This is a genomic window from Priestia sp. JNUCC 25 (assembly GCF_053667915.1).
In genome coordinates, this window is record NZ_CM132211.1 from 2,160,636 (window position 1) to 2,182,388 (window position 21,753).

The following is a 21,753-nucleotide window of genomic DNA, read 5'->3' on the forward strand; positions in this document are numbered from 1 at the left end:
CCGTCTTTTCTTTATTTTCGTTCTACACATGAAAGCAAAATAAAAAGATTGAATTGTAGAAAGTTCTTTATAAATGGAAATAAAGAAAAATATCCTTCAAAGAGTATTTAAGGGATTTTAGAACATATTAAAAATAAAATTTATACACTGTGAGGAATAGCTATGAACATCCACTTTGATACATTAATGAACTTATCAATTAAACATATTTTTGGGCCTGCATCTCAAACGATCAACCATCTGACATATCATTCAAAGCAGGTTCACGACGGATCAGTATTTTTTAGTATAAAAGGTGAAAATGAAGATGGACATCAATATATCAAAGAAGCTATAACTAGAGGAGCCGTAGCAGTCTTTGGGACAAGCATTGAGGAGCTGCGTCTTTTGAGCACTCAGTATTCTCACTGTACGTTTTTAGCTGTTGATGACGTTCGCAAAGTAATGGCGTCTTTTTCTAAAATGTATTTTGATTATACGAATGAAAAAATTGAGACAATTGGCGTTACAGGTACAAATGGTAAAACAACCGTAGCAGCTTACGTAAGGTCGCTTTTAACTCTTTTAAAATTGCCGACAGGATCGATTGGAACGACCGGCATTTGGTCATCAAAGAAGAAGTTAGTTTATAAAAAAAGTACGCCTACAACACCTGAATCGGTAGACTTACATAAAATTTTTTATGATTTGTATACAAGAGGCGATGAAGCGGCAGTGATGGAAGTATCTTCAATTGCGATTGATCAGCAGCGAGTAGAAGATATTTATTTTGATGTAGCCATTCACACAAATCTTTCAGAAGAGCACTTAGAGTATCATAAAACGTTTGAGCACTATAAAAAATGCAAGATGAAATTATTTCAGCAGGCAAAACATGCTGTTATTAATATAGATGATCAGGACATGGGTAAAGACTTGAGCAGGCTATTTGAAGGACCTAAAGTCACGTATAGCTTATTAAATAATGCGGAGGCAACTCTGCAAGCAAAAAACATTACTGTCAAAGAAGGGGGCTCTTTCTTTGATTTACTGTATAAAGGACAGTCATACAAAGTAGCAGTGCCTGTATATGGCGATTACAACATTGCTAACGTGCTAGCGGCCATTGGTACAGCTCTTCATTTTGAATACCACATTGAGGATATTATTAGCGTGCTTCCTCAATTGGAAAGTCCAGAAGGGCGCTTTCAAGTGGTAGAAGGTCCCAATAACCAAAAAGTGATTTTAGACTATGCCCATACGCCTGTTGCCCTTACGCGTCTAGTAGAAGAAGTAAAAAAGATGGAGTATAACCAGCTAATTGTCATGATTGCAGGAATCGGCATTCGAGATTTTAATAAAATGCCTAAAATGGCACGTGTCATTGAAGGAAAAGCGGATGAAATAATCGTAACGGTTGATCATCCAGGTCATCATGATCCGAACGTAATTGTAGATCAAGTGATGACGGGTTTTTCAAATCCGAGCGCAAATAATATTCACCGCGCCCCTACTCGAACAGAAGGAGTATTAAAGTCGCTTTCTTTAGGAAAGCCGAATGATATTATCTTACTTACAAGCGGCTGTATTAACGGCGCTCAGCTTGTAAAAGGAAACGAAATTCCGCATTCCGATGAAGAAATTATTGCTTCTTATTATGCATCGTTAAGCAATATTTCCTAATACTCTTCTTCATTTATCTATCGAACGAACGTGTAGAAATTGAAACAGCATACGAAAGAAGGTCTCTTACTATTTTTAGAGACCTTCTTTTTGCATCAAAACTATAGGCTGTTTTCTCGCTGTGTTTTTGGTTCTTCAATTTTTACATCATGTTCTTTAGCCAGCTTTTTAATAGCTGCATTGTAATCGCGTATGCCTTTTCGTGCTTCATCAAGCATAGCGTTTGCCTCAGCAATAAGGTTGCGGTCCTGCTTTTCTAAAGCGCTGACAATTTTAATGAAAGCATTATACTGGGTATTGGCAGCCTTTATATAGCTTTCATGAATCTTTCGAAGATCGTCGGTTTCTACATCGATGTTTTCCAGTTCGTCAACAAATTTACGATAGGTAGGAATGACTTCACTCGTCATCGTATCATACATCACTGCGTCACTTGTGTAGTTAGCGCCTGTAACAGAATCGTATGCGTCAATCGCTTCTTTTTCAAGCTGAGCCGCTTTTTTTAAATCTTGATTGTTATAGTCGATTAAATCATCTTGAACAGGATCACTAAAGCAGGCGGATAATAAAAACAAAAGAGGAATAAGACAAAATAAAACCTTCTTCAATGAATTTCACCTCCGTTTAACAATGTATGAAACATCTGCTTGGCAAAGTCGGTTTTAATAACTGGAGAAAAAGAAGGGAGTGTATAAAAGGATTTTTAAAGGTCGACAGTGAATTTATTCATAAGTCGGTTTGTAGTTGACCACCCCTTAGTAGCAGGAAGGAAGAGAAAATGATTAAAATAAAAAGAGACCACTTAATGAACAATGAAGTTATTGAACTGGTAAGTTCTCACCTTCAAGGAATGAACTTACATTCACCCCCTGAAAGTATTCATGCTCTAAATATTGAAAACTTAAAGCAACGTGATATTACGTTTTGGAGCGTGTGGGAAGACAGTCAGCTAGCAGGGTGCGGGGCTTTAAAAGAGTTAGATGAGCATCACGGAGAAATTAAATCGATGCGAACAGCTACCGCCCATTTGCGGAAAGGAATCGCTAAAGAGCTGCTGCAGTACATAATAAACGAAGCACAAAAACGAGGGTACCGACGCTTAAGCTTAGAAACAGGATCCGCGTCTGCTTTTGAACCGGCTAGAAAGCTGTACGCCAGTTTTGGATTTTACGAGTGCGAACCGTTTTCTACCTACAAAGAAGATCCATACAGTGTATTTATGACAAAGAAATTGAATGATTAAAAGAGGATGGGACAAAAGTATTTTAGTTGAAGGAAAATCCGAAAGAGGAATCGAGATTCTTGAGGGAGAATCCAACTCGTTCGGATTTTTTCATGGTAATCGACAGCGGTGTAACAAATGATTCATACCTGATCATTTATCCCGTTTGTGTGTCTTTAGATTGAATTGATTTAGTTATGTCTCAACCTCTTTGTTTTTTGTTTTGTCATAATTCATATAAAAAGGTATAAACTAGGTTTTCTTACTAGACAAAAAGGTTTTTCCTAAGTAGTATAGGTATCAGATAATACAAAACGAATGTTCAGTATAAATAATAAATGTGCGGGGCGGTGGAAATAGCTTGAATAAAAAAAAGCTTCAAAGTGAACAAACCAAAAGAAAAGTGGCAGATGCCGCTAAAGCATTGTTTTCTCAAAAAGGCTATAAAGCTACATCTATTGAGGAAATTGTAGAGGCTACGGGAAGCAGTAAAGGGAATATTTATTATCACTTTAAAAGTAAAGAAGGGCTTTTTCTCTATTTAATAGACGAATGGGATCTCGAGTGGGAACGAAACTGGAAAGAAAGAGAGTCTCTTTACAATACAACAAGAGATAAGCTTTTTGGAATTGCGGAGCAAATTATTTTAGATGATTTAAATCATCCTCTTACGAAAGCCGCCGATGAGTTTTTTAACAACGAGGAAAAGGGCAGCGACATCGAAGAGCGAATTGATGAGATGGTGAAACGACACGTGGAGTTTAACCGGGAACTTTTGCAAAAAGGCATTGATGAAGGAGAGTTTTCTCCTAAAAATGCAGAACAGCTTGCAGTGATTTTAGAAGGGCTGTTTGTTGGAATGAGCCGTATGTCTCGAAAAACGAACACGGAAAATGCCCTGCAGCTTTACCATTCAGCAATCGATGTATTTTTAAACGGAATTATAGCAAGGTCTTCTTAAATAATCGGGGATGCTTATTGCGGTAATGAGTAATCCCTCATTATTTTGTATTTTTATAGACCGAACGTTCAGTATTTTTGTAATCAGGAGGTTTATATGTCATTATTGTTAAGAAATCGAGCGGCGATTTTGCTGCTCATGCTAAATATTTTTATTATTTTTACAGGAATCGGTCTCGTTATTCCAATTATGCCAACATATATGACGGAGCTTCATATCAACGGCAGCGTGATGGGGCTTTTAGTAGCGGTGTTTTCACTAACTCAATTTCTGTTTTCACCTTTAGCGGGTCGGTTATCAGATTCGTTAGGGAGAAAGAAAATTATTGTAGCGGGAATGATTGTTTTTGCCTTATCTGAATGGTTCTTTGGTTCAGTGAGTACACCTCTTTTATTATTTGTATCGAGAATGTTAGGAGGGGTCGGGGCCGCGCTTATTATGCCTGCTGTTATGGCTTATACAGCGGACGTGACGTCTGCTAAAGAACGCGCTAAAGGAATGGGCTATGTGACGGCGGCGATTACAACAGGATTTATTATTGGGCCCGGTATCGGAGGCTTTTTAGCTGAATACGGCATGCGTGTACCATTTTATATGGCCGCAGTAGCAGGAGGCTTGGCTGCAGTGATTACGCTTTTTGTTTTGCCAGAGTCTCGTCCTGTACAAAATCATGCTGTTTCAAACAATGAGAATCCAAAAGAAGATCGGCTGCTACTGCAGCTTATGAATTCCTATAAAGAACCTTATTTTCTAAGTTTAATTATTGTTTTTGTGACATCGTTTGGATTATCCAATTATGAAACGATTTTTTCACTATTTGTTGATCATAAATTTAGCTTTACGCCAAAAGATATTGCGTTTGTTATTACGTTTGGCTCTATTGCGGGGGCTGTAGTGCAGGTTACGATTTTTGGCTGGATTTTAAATAAGTTTGGTGAAAAAAGAGTGATTTCGTTTTGCTTGATGATGACGGGACTTTTTATTTTACTTACGCTATTTGTGCACACGTACTGGCTTATTATTGTTGTGACATTCATCGTCTTTTTAGCAACAGATATTTTACGTCCGGCAATCAGCACGCAAATGTCGATGATGGCACAAGACGACCAAGGGTATGTAGCCGGACTAAATTCTGCTTATACAAGTCTTGGGAATATTATTGGACCAGTTGTAGCAGGCTTTCTCTTTGATATAAACATTAATTATCCGTACGTATCAGCTGCACTTGTACTGCTGCTTTGTTTTCTTTTATCTTTAAGAGCAGGGAAGGACAGAAAAACAGCTGTGAGAAATCAAGCGGTTCAAGAGAAATAACCATAAGGAAAAAATGATAGAATTCTTAGGGAATAGAAGACCTCTAGTAGCTTACTGGAGGTCTTTTGATTATTCTTTTAGTAAAGGTGTAAGGTTTACAACGCCACTCAGCCTATAGAGAAGCTTTATTTTATCGGCAAAACAGTGAAATGGTTGCAAATAAAAAAGGTTAATAGTAAACTTTAAACGTAACAAGAATAGTATGGGAGCTTGCGCGGGGCAGGCTGAGAGTACAGGGACGCCTGTTGACCATTTGAACCTGTTGGATAATGCCAGCGCAGGGAATGTGAGTACATACCAAAGCACTTTGCGCATGCAAGGTGCTTTTTTGTCTTTTTTTTGCAGTGTTAAAACTAAATGAAAAGAGTGAGAGAATATGGATATTAGTAAAATTTCAGCTCAATTAGAAAAAGTAAGAGATACAAGTCCGCTTGTTCATAATATTACGAATGTTGTGGTAACCAATTTTACTGCAAATGGACTGCTTGCACTAGGAGCTTCACCTGTTATGGCTTATGCGAAGGAAGAAGTGGCTGACATGGCACGAATCGCCGGAGCGCTTGTTTTAAATATGGGTACACTGACGGCTCAAGAAGTAGAAGCGATGAGAATAGCAGGAAAATCAGCAAATGAAAATGGCGTGCCGGTTATTTTCGATCCTGTAGGAGCCGGAGCGACACCGTTTCGTACAGAAGTAGCACGTCAGCTTGTAGAAGAATTAAATATTGCAGTTATTCGTGGTAACGCTGCTGAAGTTGCGAATGTAGTAGGCGAGTCATGGCTCATTAAAGGCGTTGATTCATTAGAAGGGCAAGGAGACGTCATTGAACTTGCTGAGAAAGCAGCGAACAAATTAGATACAGTGATTGTTATCACGGGTAAACAAGATGTAATCACGGATGGAAACACAACGTATACAGTAGACAACGGTCACCCGTTATTTACGAAAGTGACGGGTACTGGGTGTCTGCTGACATCAATTATAGGAGCTTTCGCTGCTGTAGAAAAAGAATATGTCGAGGCAAGCGTTGCTGCTTTAAGTTTTTACGGAGTGGCAGGTGAGATCGCCGCAGCGAAAAAAGGTGAAGAAGGGCCGGGAAGCTTTCAAATTGAGCTGTTAAACCAACTTCATCTTTTATCTGGGCAGGATATTGAATCATATGCAAGAGTACATCAACGTTAAAAGGAGCCGGAAAATGACAAACGAAGAAATCAAAAAGCTGCTGCAAGTTTATTTTATAATGGGCAGCAATAACTGTAAAAAAGATCCGAAAGAAGTGTTGAAAGAAGCAATTGAAGGCGGCGTTACCGTGTTTCAATTTCGTGAAAAAGGCGAAGGTGCCTTAACAGGAGAAGCGAAATATCAGCTGGCGAAGGAACTTCAGCAAATTTGTCAGCAGCACAGCGTTCCTTTTGTTGTGAATGATGATCTTGACTTAGCGATCCGCTTACAAGCAGATGGCGTTCATATTGGACAAGAAGATGAAAAAGCTCATATTGTTCGAGAGAAAATAGGAAAAGGGATTGTGGGCGTCTCTGTTCATAATGTACAAGAGCTGCAGCAAGCGATAAAAGACGGGGCGGATTATGTAGGAATGGGACCTGTTTTTCCTACTTCTACAAAAAAAGACGCAAAAGCAGTGCAAGGTACAAAATTAATTGAAGAAGTGCGAAACCAGAATATTGACTTTCCAATTGTAGGAATCGGTGGTATCACGCCTGAAAATGCCAAACAAGTAGTAGAAGCAGGTGCAGATGGCGTTTCTATTATTACCGCGATTAGCTTAGCAGCGTCTCCAAAAGAAAAAGCAGCTCAATTGAAAGAAGCGGTAGGAAAATAAAAAAAGCGCACACTGTGCGCTTTTTTTATTATAGCTGAACAGTTTGAGGAGTTTCTTCGCCTTCATTCATGAAGCGAATTTCGTTCGGCGTAATTTCAAGAACAACATACTCAGGGTCATTTGGACCGTCAAACCATTCTTTCATGTGATCGTTCCATATACGCTCTTTTAATTGATCACCAGTACGAAGAACAGCTGTACCAGATAATTCTAAGTATTGATCGCCATATCCTTCACCGCTGTAGCCCAATAGTACGTGCACGTTCGGATTGGCTTCGATTTCTTCTGCCTTATGTGTATTGATATTTGTTGGTGTGTAAAGAGCGATACCCTCTTCGTCGCTAAAGAATGTCATATAGCGAGAATGGGGTTTGTTGTTTACAACTGTGGCTAATGTTCCTACACGATTTCCTTCTAATACTTCGTTTACTTTTTTAGCAATTTTTTGTTCATTCATTTTATCCATCTCCTTTATTACTTTTTATGTTCCTCAATCGAAGATAAATAAAACATACATGTCTAAAAAAAAATATAAGTTAACAATAAAATAGTTATGTAAACTAATAAAATGAAAAATAAAAAAAGCTAGCTACAGCTAACTAAAAAATAAGCCCGCACTGCCGTAACCCTAAGTGTCTTAAATACCCAGATCTACTAGGTGGGTGCCCTCATAGCCGGGTTTAGCGTCCCAAGAAGGGCGTGCTATCTGCAGCTAAATTTTGAGCTCCCTTTTAACACTCAAAGGTTTAAGACAACATGAGTATACGCACAGCGCAGGTATGTATAACAAATGTAAATAAGATGCCGATATATAAATGTTTTCTAATTAATCAACTTTCATCGTACAAGAAATGATTATAACGGAATAATGAATGGAACGCAAGACTTTTATTTAAAGTTTTTCTTCTCTAACATCTTGGCGGTTATGCCGTAACAAAATAAGAAAAGGGCCCGCAACTGGAATGAAACATAAAAGAAGGTAAGGCCGGGATGCAATCCTTTCTTTTGTCATAACGGAGTAAGAAAGCCACGTTAAAACAAAAAAATCAGCGGTCATCACGCTAACAAGCTGTGACTGCATAAAAGCATCTCCATAAGCTTTTATTGAACCTACGGATAGTCCGTATACGTAACCTGAAATCGTGAGCGCTAAGCACAGTCCAATCCATAGACGAGAAGAAATGATAGCAATGAAGCGTGAAGAAACACGCGAACGTGTTCGAACTTTTTGTCCTTTCCAATGATAATAGAACAAAAGAGAAAAAGCTCCAAGCGCAAATGATAGAAGAGAAAATGGCCATCCAGGCAGTTTGTATGTATCTTTTTTACAGATCATTATCATAAACAATACTGGGAAAAGTCCTAAAAAAGAGAATACCATAACCACGAGCGGATCTACCTGTTGAAAATTTCCCGTGATAAGATTTTTAAACAGCAAATCATTAGCGGCGCTTGCTCCCGGAGCTAGCAGCAAGGCGTATAGTACAAGCATAGCCCATACAATGATATACATATTCTCAACTCCTTTTACTTGTTTTAGTGTACAAAAACCATTTCAGTATATTTCCCCGTCTTGTGACGAAGGGAAACGCTTGAAACTCTTCTTTAATTAGGTGTAATATTACACTAAAGAAATGTACGTGTATAGAAAGAAAGGGCTGTGAAAATGAATAAACAAGAAGTAATTAAATCAGTATCGGATAAAATACGATTAATTCGTTTAGAAAGAAACTATTCACAAGACAGAATGGCTGAAGTCATTGGTATTTCCAAAAAAACATTGGTTCAAATTGAAAAAGGGCGCACGGAAGCAGGGTGGACGACCACTGTTGCAGTATGCGGTTTGTTTGGTGACAGTGAAATCCTTCAATCGGTTTTAGGAGACGTTCCTTTAGAAGTAGTAGAAATCATTGCTCATAACGGCGTATCTTCTCCAAAAGATAAAACGCTCGGAGGAAGAGTATGGTGGAAAGAAATTCAAAAAGAAGGCTCTTTTCGTCTGCAGCAAAATATGATTAGTCAGCACTATCGCATTTTAGATGACCAAGACTATCGATGGTTTAGTTCATTTGATAAAAGCGAAGCGGTAAAAAGGTTTGAAGAATTAACGAATGAATAAAAAAGAGGCCGAGACGTAACGAAATCACTGCATATATGAAACCTACGTTCACCCTATCCATAAAAAAATCCGAACGAGTTTGATTCTCCATCAAGAGTCTTGATTCATCGTTCGGATTTTTCTTCCATTGCTATACTTTTGTCTCAGCTTCTACTGATTCATTAAGGTACCTGATGAGGGACGACTGAACCAATTCCATAGCTCTACATCTCCAAGTGACGCATATGTGATCGACGGATCATTTTTTAATTTCAGAAGCTTTTTTGTAGGCCCTGTAATCACAACGCCGTACACACCGACGCCATGTTTTTTCACATAAGAATATCGCTGCTTTAGCAACAGATCCGAATGGTCTAGCTGACGAACTTTTTGGACCGTTTCTTCATTATCAGCTAATAGTTTCATCATATTTAAAACGTTCGACTTGCTAGTAGAGTGGGTTTGATTTCCTTTGTGTTCGTAAGGTAAGTCTAGAAACTCTGGAAAGCCAAATGTTGATGTTAAGTCAATTAATGGCTCGTCTTTTGTACTTGTTTTTTGTTCGTGCCCTGTATTAAGCGCGTACCAAGAGGTAGAAAAATCACGGCTGTCGATGGCGTTCATTTTTTGCTGAACTTCTTTTAGCGAGTACGTATCATCAAAAGAAATAGCCACTTCGCTTACCGTTCCTTTTGGTAGATTTTCTAATGCTTTCCATGTTTCATTCGTCCATTCCTTATACTCTTTTGTATGTAGCCTTAGTTTTTTTGGATCAGGATAGACAAAAGAAAGGTTAAGATCGTATTTGCCGCCAGGAAATTCTTTTTCTACACCGCTTGTTTTATCAAACAGCTGATGAAATGTAAACGTCCCAATGGCCTGCTCTTCACGTCCAATTTGCTTATAAGCTTCCATTTGCGACTGCATGCGGAAAAAGGACTGTGTATCAGAAGTGGTTTCACGTATATGAACGTTCGGAAAAGCAGATTCGATAGCCGCTTGATTCACGCTGTTTATGTATTCGGTTTTTGATTGATGATAATATACAATAGATAAAAAGCTGCCGATTATCCATAGCAGAACGACAGAGCCAATGACAGTTGTCACATTTGAAAGGCGCTGCTTCCATTTGGCGATATAAATGGACTTTTTAACTTTTTTATTATCCAACATCGTATCGTCACTTAATGAAGTAGCTGATGCAGTTGGCGATAACGGTTCATCTTCGGTTAGCAAGTGCTCCAAATGAGCTGAGCATGCTTCACAATTTTCCGTATGTTCTTCAAGTGTTTCTGCTTCTTTGTCTGTCAAAGTGCCGTTTTTATATTTTTCCCATTGATGCTTCATATCTTGACAGCTCATCCGTCCTCTTCCTTTCTTTTTTTCAATTGTTGACGACCACGATACAAGTCCATTTTCACTTTTGACAGAGTAAAGCCAGTCATTTCTGCAATCTCTTCATATGTGAAGCCGTGATAATCTCGTAACAGTACAATATTCTGCTTAGCCGGAGGCAAAGCAGATACATCAGAAAGCCAGCCGTCGATTTCACTTTGAATCATCACTTGTTCTTCAGCACTTGGCTGAGGAGTAAAGTGCCATTCTTCTATTTCGACAGTAGGGCGTTTTTTTTCTTTTCGATACCAGTCAATAAAGGCGTGATAAGCAATTTTGAACAGCCAAGGCTTCACTTCCTCGCCTTTATATGTTTCTAAGTGTAAAAGTGCCCGGTAAAAGGTCTCCTGCATTAAATCTTCCGCTGATTCTTTTCTGCGAGTAAGAGAGAGAAGATAGCGCAGCAAATCATGCATGTGCTGTTTATAAATGTGTTCAAAGTTATGCTGTTGTGCCATTTTCTCCCCCTTTCATTTAATCAACGCAATTTGTGGATAAAAGTTTCGGTTTTTTTATCAAAAATCGTATGTAATAGATAAAAGATGCTTAAAATACGATATATAGCTTATCATACTAAAAAGAAAACCATATGAAATTCGACATAATTCCGTGTAATTTGTCATTTTTTTAAAAAACTAAAGGGTAATTGGTGTTCGAAGGAAACAGAAAATGTTATGATAGAACAAGGATGTGCTCTTACAAAAAACAGCTACATACATAATAAAAAATACAGCGTTTGTTTGCAAAATAAAAATGGACAAACACATGTTGTTTAACCATGGATGTTTGTGGGAAAATGAACTAAGTATTTTCAACAAAAAGTAAATTAAATTGTGTTTTCACTTATAAAAAACACGGTAAATTGGAAAAGGTGGGGTCATGATGGACGTAGAAAATACACAAGGTACAGAAGAACAAGCACCTAAAGTCAAAGCAGCTAAAGTTGGCGATACGATTCAGCCAAAAAAAGGCGACTATAAAGGATTTAAAGGAATTGTTATGGTAGTGCGAGACAATTCGGTTATCGTAGATTTTGGGAAAGATGCTGAAACGGGCGAATCCATGAAAACAGTTGTTAATCATAAAAACTATAAAATCGTAAAAAAGTAGGTGAATAACCTACTTTTTTTTACTGAATATATGTTTAAAGGCTGCGATTTTTCTATCGGAAACCTTAGAGAAAAGCGTAGGTAAAGCAATTCTTTGAGATGAACAATGTTTTTTAGTAAACTATAGAAAGTATGCAGAAAGAAAGGATTTTTGTTATGTCAATTCAACTATCACAATTATCATTACCGCAAGAGGTTCTTTCGCTTTTAGCGAATCGTAAATATGAAAATTTGTCCGATGCTGATCAGCTATTAATTGGAAAAGGCGGCTATACAGCAGAAGAAGCAGATATTTTAGAAGATGCCATTATTGCCTTGTCACTAGGGAAAAATGTACTTTTAAAGGGGCCAACAGGTTCAGGTAAAACAAAGCTGGCTGAAACGCTGTCGCATTTATTTTCTCAGCCGATGCATAGCGTTAACTGCTCGGTTGACTTAGATGCAGAAGCGCTGCTTGGTTTTAAAACAATTGCTGAACAAGAAGGGAAAACAGGTATTGAGTTTGTGGAAGGACCTGTTATTCAGGCAATGAAAAAAGGCCATTTATTATATATTGATGAAATTAACATGGCTAAACCTGAAACGCTTCCTATTTTAAACGGGGTTCTTGATTACCGGAAAATGATTACGAACCCATTCACTGGAGATGTAGTACGCGGTCAGCAAACGTTCGGCGTAGTAGCGGCTATTAATGAGGGGTATGTTGGTACTGTTCCATTAAACGAAGCATTAAAAAATCGTTTTGTTGTTATTGAAGTTCCGTATATTCAAGGAGGCAGCTTAAAGCAAGTTCTGATGTCTCAGTCTCAGTTAAAAGACGAAAAATTAATTGATAAATTTGTCACGCTCTCTGCAGATTTAATTACTCAAGTTCAAAGCGGCCATGTATCAGAAGAAGCTGCGTCTATTCGTGCGCTTATCGATACGTGTGATTTAGCTCTTTATATGCCGCCTCTTCGCGCGATTAAACGCGGTATTATTGAAAAGCTAGAAGATGAAAGGGAAAAAGCCGCCATTCAAAATATTGCTGAAACATTATTTGAGTAAGGAGTGGCGCTATGCGATTTATTAAATTTAACGACAAAAATGTAGATTCCTTTCTCTATATGGAGCTGGCAGATTTAACGAAAACATTAACAAAAAATGATGAAATTGAAGTAGAGTATCGCGTTTCGTCTTATTATGATCCTGTACACGGCATTATTTATCTCAGTCACTTTTGGGATAACCGTCCAGAACAAGACAAAGTGTACGGCTTAAAAAGTGATGTATTTTTAAGAAGTATTGGAAGCTATAAGCATTCAAACTTCAAAGAAATTAATGCATATTTAAAGAAAATAAATAAAACCTCGGTACCTAGCTTAGCTAAGCAGCTGTTTATGCTGTTTGAAGATATTCGTTTAGAAGAAGTATGCAAACGCGAACGTTCTGGAACGAAAAAAGCCTTCGCCGTCAGAAGACAGCTCTATAGAAAATATTTTGCTACACAAATGAGCGCAAATTTAACAAAAAGCGTGTATACGGATGCACTTTTTAACGGCATCTACTTGCTATTGACGGCCGAAAATCCATTTGAAGAAATTCCTTCAATGAGTGAATCGATTAATTTAGCGATGCCTTTTATTCGCAGACAGCTAACAAATGTATATGAAGCTAAAACAACAAAAGATGTATCGCGCATCTGTCTTGAACTTGTAGATGTTTTTGATGATATTATTGAAAAAGATATGCTTAATACCTATTTCTTCTTGGCTGAACTCCAGTATGATCAGTTAGAAGAAGGGTTAACATTTGAAGATTTAAAGCGCAAAGATTCATTAGTGAACGATGATATTTTAGAGCATGAAAAAGACGGGGATGAAGACATTCACGAAGAGAAAATGGAAATGTGGCATCGAGAGACAAGCGAAGCGACGCAAAGTTTTCTACAGTTTGATATGGATCAAGGCTCAAAAACAGACATGCTAGGCGATGGTGTTCGTGAAGGCGACGATGGAGATCAAGCAATGGGCATGGTGCAAGGGTCTTCTCAAAAAACATCGCGCAACGATTATTCTCAAATCGAAGCCATGGAGCAAACGCATCCGGAAAAAGACGGGGAAGCGGATTATGAGTATGGGAAAGAAAATAAGCATGCCTATGCTGTTTTTATAGATTCTAAACTTCCGAACGACGATCACGTTGTTCAGTATGATGAGAATAAAAAAATTATTGCATCGTATCAAAAGAAATTAAAGCAAATGATTGAAAAAACGCTTGAACATAAAAAAACGCTTCCTAGAAGCGAGCTGCACTTTGGCCGATTGAATAAAAAGCTTCTAAAACTATGGACAGATGACAATCCTCGTTTGTTTTATAAAAAAGATGAAGATTCTGCGCAAATTGATGCCGTCTTTTCTCTTTTAGTTGACTGTTCCGCATCGATGTACGACAAAATGGATGAAACGAAGCTTGGGATTACGCTATTTCATGAAGCGTTAAAGTCTGTTATGGTGCCTCATCAAATTGTAGGGTTTTGGGAAGATACAAATGATGCCACCGAAACGAGCCAGCCTAACTACCTGCAGACGGTTATGGACTTTCAAGCATCGTTAAAGCGTAAAAGCGGTCCTGAAATTATGCAGCTTGAGCCTGAAGAAGACAACCGTGATGGATTTGCTATTCGCCATATGACACGCCGTTTGCTTCAGCGCTCTGAACAGCAGAAGTTTTTACTTGTGTTTTCAGACGGTGAACCAGCCGCTATGGGATATGAACAAAATGGTATTGTAGATACGCACGAAGCGGTATTAGAAGCACGCAAGCACGGAATTGAAGTCATCAACGTCTTTTTATCCAACGGAGAAATTGATGAAGGACAAAAGAAAACCATTCAAAATATGTACGGGAAATATAGTATTCTAGTACCAAACATCGAAGAACTTCCCGATGTGCTATTTCCTTTACTGAAGAAATTACTTCATAAAAGCATTTAAAAAAGTCGAAGCATATTGCTTCGACTTTTTTTGCTATTGACCGTTAAAGAGGAGCGAGGTAAGTTAAATATATATGAAAAAGAGAGAAGGAATGGCAAGTGGAAGGAGTTCAAACGTCATCTAGAAGAGCATGGGGGCTGCTGCTTGTAATCATTGGTGCCACAATGTGGGGAGTATCTGGCACGGTGGCTCAATATTTATTTCAGCATAAAAGTTTTAACGCAGAATGGCTGGTCGTCGTTCGTATGTTAGTATCCGGATTGCTGCTTTTGGCAATAGCCTCTAAGCAGCGCAATATTTTTGCAATTTGGAAAACAAAAGAAGAGAGGACTTCGCTGCTTTTGTTTGGTGTAATCGGTATGCTCGGCGTGCAGTATACATATTTTGCAGCTATTGAAGCAGGAAACGCTGCTACAGCTACAGTGCTTCAATATACGTCGCCAATATTTATTATTGGCTATTTAGCTGTGCAAGCAAGAAAGTGGCCGGTGAAAGTAGAAATGATTTCTGTTGCGCTCGTCATAACGGGGACATTTTTTCTTGCAACAAGCGGAAATTTTAACGAGCTGTCTATTACAGGATGGGCGTTGTTTTGGGGGATTGGGGCAGCTGTGACGTCTGCTTTTTATACGCTTCAGCCTAAACGCCTTCTTGCGAAATGGAGCTCAATTGAAGTAGTAGGCTGGGGAATGGTGATAGGTGGAGTAAGTTTTTCATTTATTCACCCGCCGTGGCATATAGCAGGTGAGTGGTCGCTATTGTCGCTGTGTGCGGTGTTATTTGTAGTCATCTTTGGAACGCTTATTGCATTTTATTGCTATTTGGAAAGTTTGAAGCATATTAGCGCTTCTGAAGCCATTGTTCTTGCGTCAGCAGAGCCTTTATCAGCAGCGGCGCTCTCTGTTCTATGGCTTCATGTGACCTTTGGATGGACGGAGTGGTTAGGTACGATTCTTATTATCGCTACGGTATTTTTACTTTCTCAGCGAAAGCCAGAGGTGACGTCATAAGTAAAAAGGACTTTCATTTGAAAGTCCTTTTTACTTTTATAGAGGTTTTAATGTAAACGTGTTTGTATACGAGCGGTTAGCATATAGTGTGTAATCAGGATGTGTTTTAGCTCCCCAGCTGTCGTCTCCGCCAACGCCCATTTGCTTGTAGTTAACCCGCACGGTTACTGAATCGCTTGACGGCAATTTGTAAAAATGATCGTAAGCCTCCAGTTCAAAAGGTGAGTAAGGTAAAGCGTTCAGCTCGACTGTTGGCAAACCTTTTATCAAAAAGCCCCGTCCTTGATCGTTTGTAATAGTGGCCCATCGAACGTCCGTTTTATTTCCGCATTCTTGAGGGCGTAAATATGGTGTAACTTGCTCTTTTACACTGCCTTTATGAAGGGCCAGCTTAGCGCCAGTTTTACGGTCCCAATAATTTTCATGAGGTCCTCTTCCGTACCACGTTAAAGAATCAAAAGCCGCATTCATCGTAAACAGCATGCCGATTTCAGGAATTTCAGGCATTGTCTCAGAAGGTGCTAAAGATTGTTCAATCTTCATTTCACCATCGTTATATAGCGTATACGTTACATAGCAAGAAGCAAGAGAGTTGTCTAAAGCTAGTTCAACCGAAATGATAACAAAGTCAATTTGCGGCTGAACACTTATGTTTTGCACATGCTGCTCTAAGCTTGCTTGACGCCACGTTTGACATCTTTCATGCAGTTTATTACCGAGGTCATTATCGGTTACTGCACGCCAAAAATTCGGACGGAAACCCGACGCAAGCAGCTCGGTGTGCTCATAGTTGTAAGAAATAAACTGTCCTTTTCGCTTATCAAAAATAGCCGTGAAGTTAGTTCCTGTAACCGTAAGCGTTTGTTCATTTTGGTCAACGGTTAAAGCAGGATGAGCAGCTTTTACTGAAGGTACAGCGGGTTTGGCAGGCAGTACAAACTGTTCGTATGCCACTTCATATCCAGCTGAAGCCCAAGCTGTATCTTTGGACAATCTGAGAGAAAGAGTTAAAACAAATTCATCAGTTTCATTTTCTTGCTCATAAAGAGGATAAGAAAGCGTCAGTTCTTCTGTACCATCAGGAGCTACATTTAAAAGAGACGCATGCTTTTCAACGAGTTCACCGTTTTTTTCAACAGTCCAAACAAAATCATAGGCGTTCAAGTTTGTAAACAAGTGTTTGTTTTGAACGGAAAACTTTCCTTTAGCAGCGTCGACTGCTGTCCACTTTACGGGCTGATAGCATTTTTTTACTTCTGCAATTTTAGGGCTAGCTGTCCCATCAGCAAAGATTAAGCCGTTTCCGCAGAAGTTACCATCGTTAGGCGTATCACCAAAATCTCCCCCGTAAGCTAAGTAAGAAGTACCGTCTTCTGCTGTTGTTTGAAGAGCTTGATCTTTCCAGTCCCATATAAAACCGCCTTGCAAGATCGGATATTGATCGAACAGCTCCCAGTATTTGTATAAATTCCCGCATGAATTGCCCATTGCATGACCGTATTCACATAAGATGTAAGGTTTTTTCGGATTCATTAATGCATAGCGCTCTACATCTGCTGGCTTAACGTACATCGTGCTTTCTATATCTGAAGCATCATAGTCGCGATGATGGAAGATTCCTTCGTAATGAACAAGTCGTGTGGAATCTTTTTCTTTAAAAAAGGTATACATATGGTGAAAGTTTTCTCCGCCAAATGATTCGTTTCCAAGCGACCAAATAATGATAGAAGGGTGGTTTTTGTCACGTTCGTACATCGAACGACAGCGATCCAATACGTTTTCTTTCCATTCTGGCTTGCTTCCTGGAACGGCTTTTTGCTCACCTTCTTGTAAATAAGTCCACGTTCCGTGCGTTTCTAAATTGGTTTCATCAATAACGTACAGTCCGTATTCATCACACAGTTCATACCATACTGAATCGTTAGGATAATGGGATGTACGCACGGCGTTAATATTATGCTGTTTCATCAGCAAAATGTCGTGAAGCATGTCTTCGCGCGTGATGCCTGCCCGGCCTTTTACTGAATCAAATTCGTGGCGATTCACTCCTCGAAGTACAATACGTTTGCCGTTGATTGTCATAAGACCGTTCTTTAGTTCAAATGTACGGAAGCCGACTTTACAGCTTTCTGTTTCAATAATAGAACCAGCAGAATTCTTTAAGCTGAGTACAAGCGTATACAAATGAGGGCTTTCTGCACTCCATTTTTTAGGGCTTTTAATGTGTGTACGCAAGGAGACTGTACGTTGATCGCTCACACTTAAATTTATTTGCAGCGGAGCTTGTAGTACTTCTTGGCCATTCGCGTCATACAGCGTGGCTTCAAATGTTAGACCTTGAGTATCGTGCTCAAAGTAGTTTAAGATATCAGCTGAAACGATAAGTTCACCATCTTGGTAGTTGTTATCAAGCGACGAACGAACGCTAAAGTCATAGATGTGAACTGGTGGAGTAGAATAGAGATACACATCTCGGAAGATGCCGCTCATTCGCCAAAAATCTTGGTCTTCAAGCCAGCTTGCATCACTCCAGCGATATACTTCTACTGCTATCGTATTTTCATCTTCTTGAAGGTAAGAAGTTATATCAAATTCAGCTGGAGTAAAGCTGTCTTCGCTGTATCCAACAAACTCACCGTTAATCCATACGTAAAAAGCAGATTCGACGCCTTGGAAGCTGACGTACACCGGCTGATCTTTCCATTCTGGTTTAGATGTAAAAGTACGGATGTACTGACCGACAGGGTTATATTTAGTCGGTGCAAAAGGAGGTTCGAGCTCTTCATTTTCAACCCAAGGGTATGTCACGTTTGTATATTGAGGATAGTCATATCCTTGCAGCTGCCAATGTGAAGGAACTGAAATAGAGTCCCATTTCTCATATGAAAACTCAGGTGCGAAAAAGTTTTTGACGCGGGCATCTGCATTTTCAGCAAAATGAAAATACCAGCTGCCATTTAAGCTTTGATAGTAAACAGAAGATTTTCTATCATTTTTTAAGGCCTCTTCGACCGTTTGATAAGGCATAAGTAAAGCGTGTGCTTTTGAACGGTTCAATTGAAAAATTTCAGGGTTGTTATTCCATTCAGGGTATCCGTTTGCAGGTGCTGTATAATGAAATTTCTTGCCGGTTTTTAACACGTCGATCCCTCATTTCTAAAGTACTAGGTTATTAGTTTATATGAAAATGATAACGTTTTCTGAAAACCTTATCAATCCAATTATTTTCATGATAATATAACTATATTCACATAAAAAGGGGGAAGTAATGTGGACCGTATGTACTTTCCGGCCCTTTCAGATGAAGATATGAAACTGCCATTCTATGTTACAAGCGCTGGAAGCTGGAGACACCAAAAGCATATTAAGCGTCAGGGAGAGTTTCCTGATTATCAATGGATTCAATGCATAAAAGGAAGAGGCGAGCTTCGTGTAAATGATGAGGTTTATATTATAAAAGAAAATGAAGGGATGTTTCTGACGCCGCACGTTCCGCACGAATACTATCCCGTTACGAGCGAATGGCAAGTATGCTGGGTTTCTTTTAACGGAAGTGTGATTGATGATATCATGCTTTCTCTTCAATTTATTAATTCGGGAAAAATCGTCCTTACAAATGCTGAAAGTCTTTACAGGATGCTTCAAGAACTAATGGATCGGTTAGAAGAAAATCATACCTCTAGCACCATGCAGTGCTCTGAACTACTATATAGCGTCATTTTAAAACTTCGCCAAGACAGCGTATATATAGAAAGCAAAAGTCGCCTGCAGCAAATTACTCAGCTAAACCCAGTCCTTCGTTATATCGAGGAATATTATCATCAGCCGTTAACGCTAGAAGTACTGGCGCAGCAGCTCAACGTAACGGAGCAGTATACGTGTTTGCTTTTTCAACAATCTCTTGGCATCCGGCCATTTGAATACGTAACGCGCGTGCGGATTCAAAAAGCAAAGAAACTGCTGCTTAAAAACAACCAAATCTCTGTACAAGATATAGCAAGACAAGTAGGGTATGAACATCCAAGCTACTTTATCAAGCGTTTCAAAGAACAGGAAAACGTTACGCCAACTATTTTTCGAAAAATGTATTTTTCATAAGCTACATACATCAGGGTTTATCTAGGTCATAAGACACGAAGTGTATGCTAGTTATTCCGTATGAGTTTTAAAAAAGAAATTAAATGTAGTTTTAAGTGAAAACGGGGAGGAAAAGTAGAGAGAAGAAACAAAAAGGAGGGATAAACGTGTTTGGGTTAAATGATCTTCCAAAGTTTGTGTGGTCATTCTGTCTTGTATTGCCACTTGTATCATTTGTTCATCAGCTGGGGCATTCCGTCATGGCAATTATTTTCGGAGGGAAGGTCGATTTTACTATTGGGCGAGGGAAAACGATTCTTAAAATGGGGAAGTTTAAAATTAAGTCAGTCTATTTTTTAGACTCGTTTTGTAAATATGAAAATCTTAAGAATGACAGTCGCATTTCTCATGCAGTGGTGTATGCGGGTGGTGTACTGTTTAATGTGCTTACTATTTTTATAATAAATGGATTAATTATGGCTAATATTCTGCCTGAAGATATATTTTGCTATCAATTTGTTTATTTTTCAGTCTATTATGTTATTTTCTCACTGCTGCCAATTCAATATACAGAGACATCTGCAAGTGATGGACGTGCTATATATAACGTATTACGGTACGGGAAAACGTGTGATCCAGATTAAAGGGCTGTGTGTAGCAGCCTTTTTTGGTGCGTTTTTTCTCGTTCATTTAAATAAAAAAAGGAAAACTTTACGAAAAGAAAATAGTAGCGGATAATAAAGATAGTAGATGTTGGAATGTAAGAAAGGAGAGGATTCATACGATTATTGAGACAGAACGAATGACGCTGCGAGCCATGGCCGAAAGCGATGCAGAAAATTTACTGAAAATCTTTGAGGATGCTGAAGCAATGAAGTATTATTCTTCTACTAAAAGCGAACAAGACACACGCCGCTGGATTCAATGGATGAAGCAGCATTATCAAACGTACGGCATTAGCATGTGGATCGCTGAGGATAAACAGAAAGGAGAGTTTCTAGGGCAGTGCGGCATGGTTCTTCAAAAAGTAGACGGAAAGGTAGATCCAGAACTTGGTTATTTATTCTTACGCAGCCGCTGGGGGAAGGGCTATGCGAGTGAAGCAGCAAAAGCTTGCTTAGATTATGGACTTCATACGCTGAAATTTCAGAAAATTACATCATTGATAGATCCTGACAATTACCCATCGATTAAAGTGGCTGAAAGAATTGGCATGAAAAAAGAAAAGCAAGTTAACAAATGGGACAAATCATTATTCTTTTATAGTATATATAATGAAAAATGAGAGTATAGGAGTGTTAGCATGATCAAAATTAAGAACGTTTCGGTAAAACGAGCAGAAAAAGAAATTTTAAAAAACGTGTCGTGGTTAGTGAAAAAAGGGGAACATTGGTGTTTGCTTGGGTTAAATGGTTCCGGAAAAACGACGCTTTTAAATATAATCAACGGATATATCTGGCCTACAAAAGGCCAAGTAGAAGTTCTCTCAAGGAAATTTGGAGAAACAAATCTGTCTGAGCTCAGAAAAGAAATCGGGTGGGTAAGTTCTTCGCTTCAGCAGCGGTTTCAAGATGACGATACGGTTTTAGAAATGATTTTAAGCGGCAAATTTGCATCTATTGGTTTGTATGAACAAGTGGAGCAAAAAGATATGAACCAAGCTATAGAATTAATGAAGCTGCTAAATTGCGAAGATTTACAAAATCAGGCGTACGGAACACTTTCTCAAGGAGAGCGCCAGCGAGTGCTAATTGCCCGAGCTCTTATGGCTTCACCAAAGCTTTTAATACTTGATGAGCCATGTACAGGACTAGATATAATGGCCCGAGAACAGCTTCTTCAGCTGATTGCAAAAATGGCAGAGCAGCCAAAAGCGCCTACGCTTATTTATGTTACTCACCATGTAGAAGAAATTTTGCCGTGCTTTACCCATACGCTTTGTATGCGCCAAGGAGAAGTGTTTTCTTCTGGAAAAACGAAAGACCAGCTCACTGAGCCGCATCTTTCTAAATTTTTTAATCACTCCGTAGAGATTCAGCAGCAGAAGGAACGCACTTGGCTGTCATTAAAAGAACCGGTAAAAAGCTGA

General features: G+C 38.9%; 21 protein-coding genes, 1 other RNA gene and 1 riboswitch. Of the genes, 15 read left to right on the plus strand and 7 right to left on the minus strand.

Features of this window, described 5'->3' with window-relative positions; translation table 11 throughout:
* Positions 1 to 162: 162 nt before the first annotated feature.
* A complete protein-coding gene (locus JNUCC25_RS10955; RefSeq protein ID WP_063671468.1) occupies positions 163 to 1,662 on the plus strand; it encodes a UDP-N-acetylmuramoyl-L-alanyl-D-glutamate--2,6-diaminopimelate ligase in 1,500 nt (499 codons plus the stop codon).
* Positions 1,663 to 1,763: 101 nt separating this feature from the next.
* Here the strand turns inward: JNUCC25_RS10955 and JNUCC25_RS10960 are convergent, their stop codons facing one another.
* Positions 1,764 to 2,270, minus strand: a complete 507-nt coding sequence (locus JNUCC25_RS10960) for a hypothetical protein (RefSeq protein ID WP_013056858.1) — start codon at positions 2,268 to 2,270, stop codon at positions 1,764 to 1,766.
* A 173-nt stretch (positions 2,271 to 2,443) separates the two neighbouring features.
* Here JNUCC25_RS10960 and JNUCC25_RS10965 point away from each other — a divergent pair, with 173 nt between their 5' ends.
* The 5 genes from JNUCC25_RS10965 to thiE all read left to right on the plus strand — a co-directional run bounded on the left by JNUCC25_RS10965 (position 2,444) and on the right by thiE (position 7,000).
* Positions 2,444 to 2,905, plus strand: a complete 462-nt coding sequence (locus JNUCC25_RS10965) for a GNAT family N-acetyltransferase (RefSeq protein WP_371388513.1) — start codon at positions 2,444 to 2,446, stop codon at positions 2,903 to 2,905.
* Positions 2,906 to 3,245: 340 nt separating this feature from the next.
* Positions 3,246 to 3,845, plus strand: a complete 600-nt coding sequence (locus tag JNUCC25_RS10970; protein ID WP_454223258.1) for a TetR/AcrR family transcriptional regulator — start codon at positions 3,246 to 3,248, stop codon at positions 3,843 to 3,845.
* Positions 3,846 to 3,941: 96 nt separating this feature from the next.
* A complete protein-coding gene (locus tag JNUCC25_RS10975; protein ID WP_013056861.1) occupies positions 3,942 to 5,159 on the plus strand; it encodes an MFS transporter in 1,218 nt (405 codons plus the stop codon).
* 192 nt (positions 5,160 to 5,351) lie between these two features.
* A riboswitch (TPP riboswitch) is annotated at positions 5,352 to 5,460 on the plus strand.
* A gap of 75 nt (positions 5,461 to 5,535) precedes the next feature.
* Positions 5,536 to 6,342, plus strand: a complete 807-nt coding sequence (gene thiM, locus JNUCC25_RS10980; protein WP_013056862.1) for a hydroxyethylthiazole kinase — start codon at positions 5,536 to 5,538, stop codon at positions 6,340 to 6,342.
* Positions 6,343 to 6,355: 13 nt separating this feature from the next.
* Positions 6,356 to 7,000 (plus strand): thiamine phosphate synthase, encoded by a 645-nt coding sequence (gene thiE, locus JNUCC25_RS10985; protein WP_013056863.1) that lies wholly within the window; start codon positions 6,356 to 6,358, stop codon positions 6,998 to 7,000.
* Between the two features lie 28 nt (positions 7,001 to 7,028).
* Here thiE and JNUCC25_RS10990 read toward each other — a convergent pair whose 3' ends face one another.
* The 3 genes from JNUCC25_RS10990 to JNUCC25_RS11000 all read right to left on the minus strand — a co-directional run bounded on the left by JNUCC25_RS10990 (position 7,029) and on the right by JNUCC25_RS11000 (position 8,513).
* Positions 7,029 to 7,457, minus strand: coding sequence for a pyridoxamine 5'-phosphate oxidase family protein (locus JNUCC25_RS10990; RefSeq protein WP_063671472.1), 429 nt, complete (start codon positions 7,455 to 7,457; stop codon positions 7,029 to 7,031).
* A gap of 148 nt (positions 7,458 to 7,605) precedes the next feature.
* Positions 7,606 to 7,783: non-coding RNA, 6S RNA (ssrS, locus tag JNUCC25_RS10995), on the minus strand.
* Positions 7,784 to 7,892: 109 nt separating this feature from the next.
* Complete coding sequence (locus JNUCC25_RS11000) at positions 7,893 to 8,513, minus strand: hypothetical protein (RefSeq protein WP_078081767.1); 621 nt, start codon at positions 8,511 to 8,513, stop codon at positions 7,893 to 7,895.
* Between the two features lie 153 nt (positions 8,514 to 8,666).
* Between JNUCC25_RS11000 and JNUCC25_RS11005 the strand changes: the two genes are divergently transcribed.
* Positions 8,667 to 9,119 carry a helix-turn-helix transcriptional regulator gene (locus JNUCC25_RS11005; RefSeq protein WP_041816549.1) on the plus strand — a complete coding sequence of 151 codons (453 nt, stop codon included), beginning with the start codon at positions 8,667 to 8,669 and terminating at the stop codon, positions 9,117 to 9,119.
* Positions 9,120 to 9,269: 150 nt separating this feature from the next.
* Here the strand turns inward: JNUCC25_RS11005 and JNUCC25_RS11010 are convergent, their stop codons facing one another.
* The gene (locus JNUCC25_RS11010; protein ID WP_013056867.1) at positions 9,270 to 10,460 is read right to left on the minus strand and encodes an anti-sigma factor; all 1,191 of its coding nucleotides are present in this window, start codon (positions 10,458 to 10,460) and stop codon (positions 9,270 to 9,272) included.
* On the minus strand, positions 10,457 to 10,951 hold the full coding sequence (locus JNUCC25_RS11015; protein ID WP_013056868.1) for an RNA polymerase sigma factor: 495 nt from the start codon (positions 10,949 to 10,951) through the stop codon (positions 10,457 to 10,459). Before JNUCC25_RS11015 ends, JNUCC25_RS11010 begins: the two co-directional genes overlap by 4 nt.
* A 421-nt stretch (positions 10,952 to 11,372) precedes the next feature.
* On the opposite strand from JNUCC25_RS11015, the gene JNUCC25_RS11020 reads away from it, so the two are divergent.
* The 4 genes from JNUCC25_RS11020 to JNUCC25_RS11035 all read left to right on the plus strand — a co-directional run bounded on the left by JNUCC25_RS11020 (position 11,373) and on the right by JNUCC25_RS11035 (position 15,587).
* Positions 11,373 to 11,603 carry a YkvS family protein gene (locus JNUCC25_RS11020; protein WP_013056869.1) on the plus strand — a complete coding sequence of 77 codons (231 nt, stop codon included), beginning with the start codon at positions 11,373 to 11,375 and terminating at the stop codon, positions 11,601 to 11,603.
* A gap of 131 nt (positions 11,604 to 11,734) precedes the next feature.
* Entirely contained in the window at positions 11,735 to 12,649 is a 915-nt protein-coding gene (locus tag JNUCC25_RS11025; RefSeq protein ID WP_013056870.1) for an ATP-binding protein, read from the plus strand.
* Positions 12,650 to 12,660: 11 nt separating this feature from the next.
* The gene (locus JNUCC25_RS11030) at positions 12,661 to 14,577 is read left to right on the plus strand and encodes a vWA domain-containing protein (RefSeq protein WP_013056871.1); all 1,917 of its coding nucleotides are present in this window, start codon (positions 12,661 to 12,663) and stop codon (positions 14,575 to 14,577) included.
* Positions 14,578 to 14,675: 98 nt separating this feature from the next.
* The gene (locus JNUCC25_RS11035) at positions 14,676 to 15,587 is read left to right on the plus strand and encodes an EamA family transporter (RefSeq protein WP_013056872.1); all 912 of its coding nucleotides are present in this window, start codon (positions 14,676 to 14,678) and stop codon (positions 15,585 to 15,587) included.
* A gap of 36 nt (positions 15,588 to 15,623) precedes the next feature.
* Here the strand turns inward: JNUCC25_RS11035 and JNUCC25_RS11040 are convergent, their stop codons facing one another.
* Positions 15,624 to 18,728: a glycoside hydrolase family 2 TIM barrel-domain containing protein gene (locus tag JNUCC25_RS11040; RefSeq protein ID WP_454223259.1), complete on the minus strand. Its 3,105-nt coding sequence runs from the start codon at positions 18,726 to 18,728 to the stop codon at positions 15,624 to 15,626.
* Positions 18,729 to 18,866: 138 nt separating this feature from the next.
* Here JNUCC25_RS11040 and JNUCC25_RS11045 point away from each other — a divergent pair, with 138 nt between their 5' ends.
* The 4 genes from JNUCC25_RS11045 (at position 18,867) to JNUCC25_RS11060 (ending at position 21,753) form a co-directional block, all read left to right on the plus strand.
* Complete coding sequence (locus JNUCC25_RS11045) at positions 18,867 to 19,685, plus strand: AraC family transcriptional regulator (RefSeq protein WP_155660429.1); 819 nt, start codon at positions 18,867 to 18,869, stop codon at positions 19,683 to 19,685.
* A 146-nt stretch (positions 19,686 to 19,831) separates the two neighbouring features.
* Positions 19,832 to 20,308, plus strand: coding sequence for a site-2 protease family protein (locus JNUCC25_RS11050; RefSeq protein ID WP_013056875.1), 477 nt, complete (start codon positions 19,832 to 19,834; stop codon positions 20,306 to 20,308).
* Positions 20,309 to 20,466: 158 nt separating this feature from the next.
* Positions 20,467 to 20,949: a GNAT family N-acetyltransferase gene (locus tag JNUCC25_RS11055; RefSeq protein WP_013056877.1), complete on the plus strand. Its 483-nt coding sequence runs from the start codon at positions 20,467 to 20,469 to the stop codon at positions 20,947 to 20,949.
* A gap of 18 nt (positions 20,950 to 20,967) precedes the next feature.
* Positions 20,968 to 21,753, plus strand: coding sequence for an ABC transporter ATP-binding protein (locus JNUCC25_RS11060; RefSeq protein WP_013056878.1), 786 nt, complete (start codon positions 20,968 to 20,970; stop codon positions 21,751 to 21,753).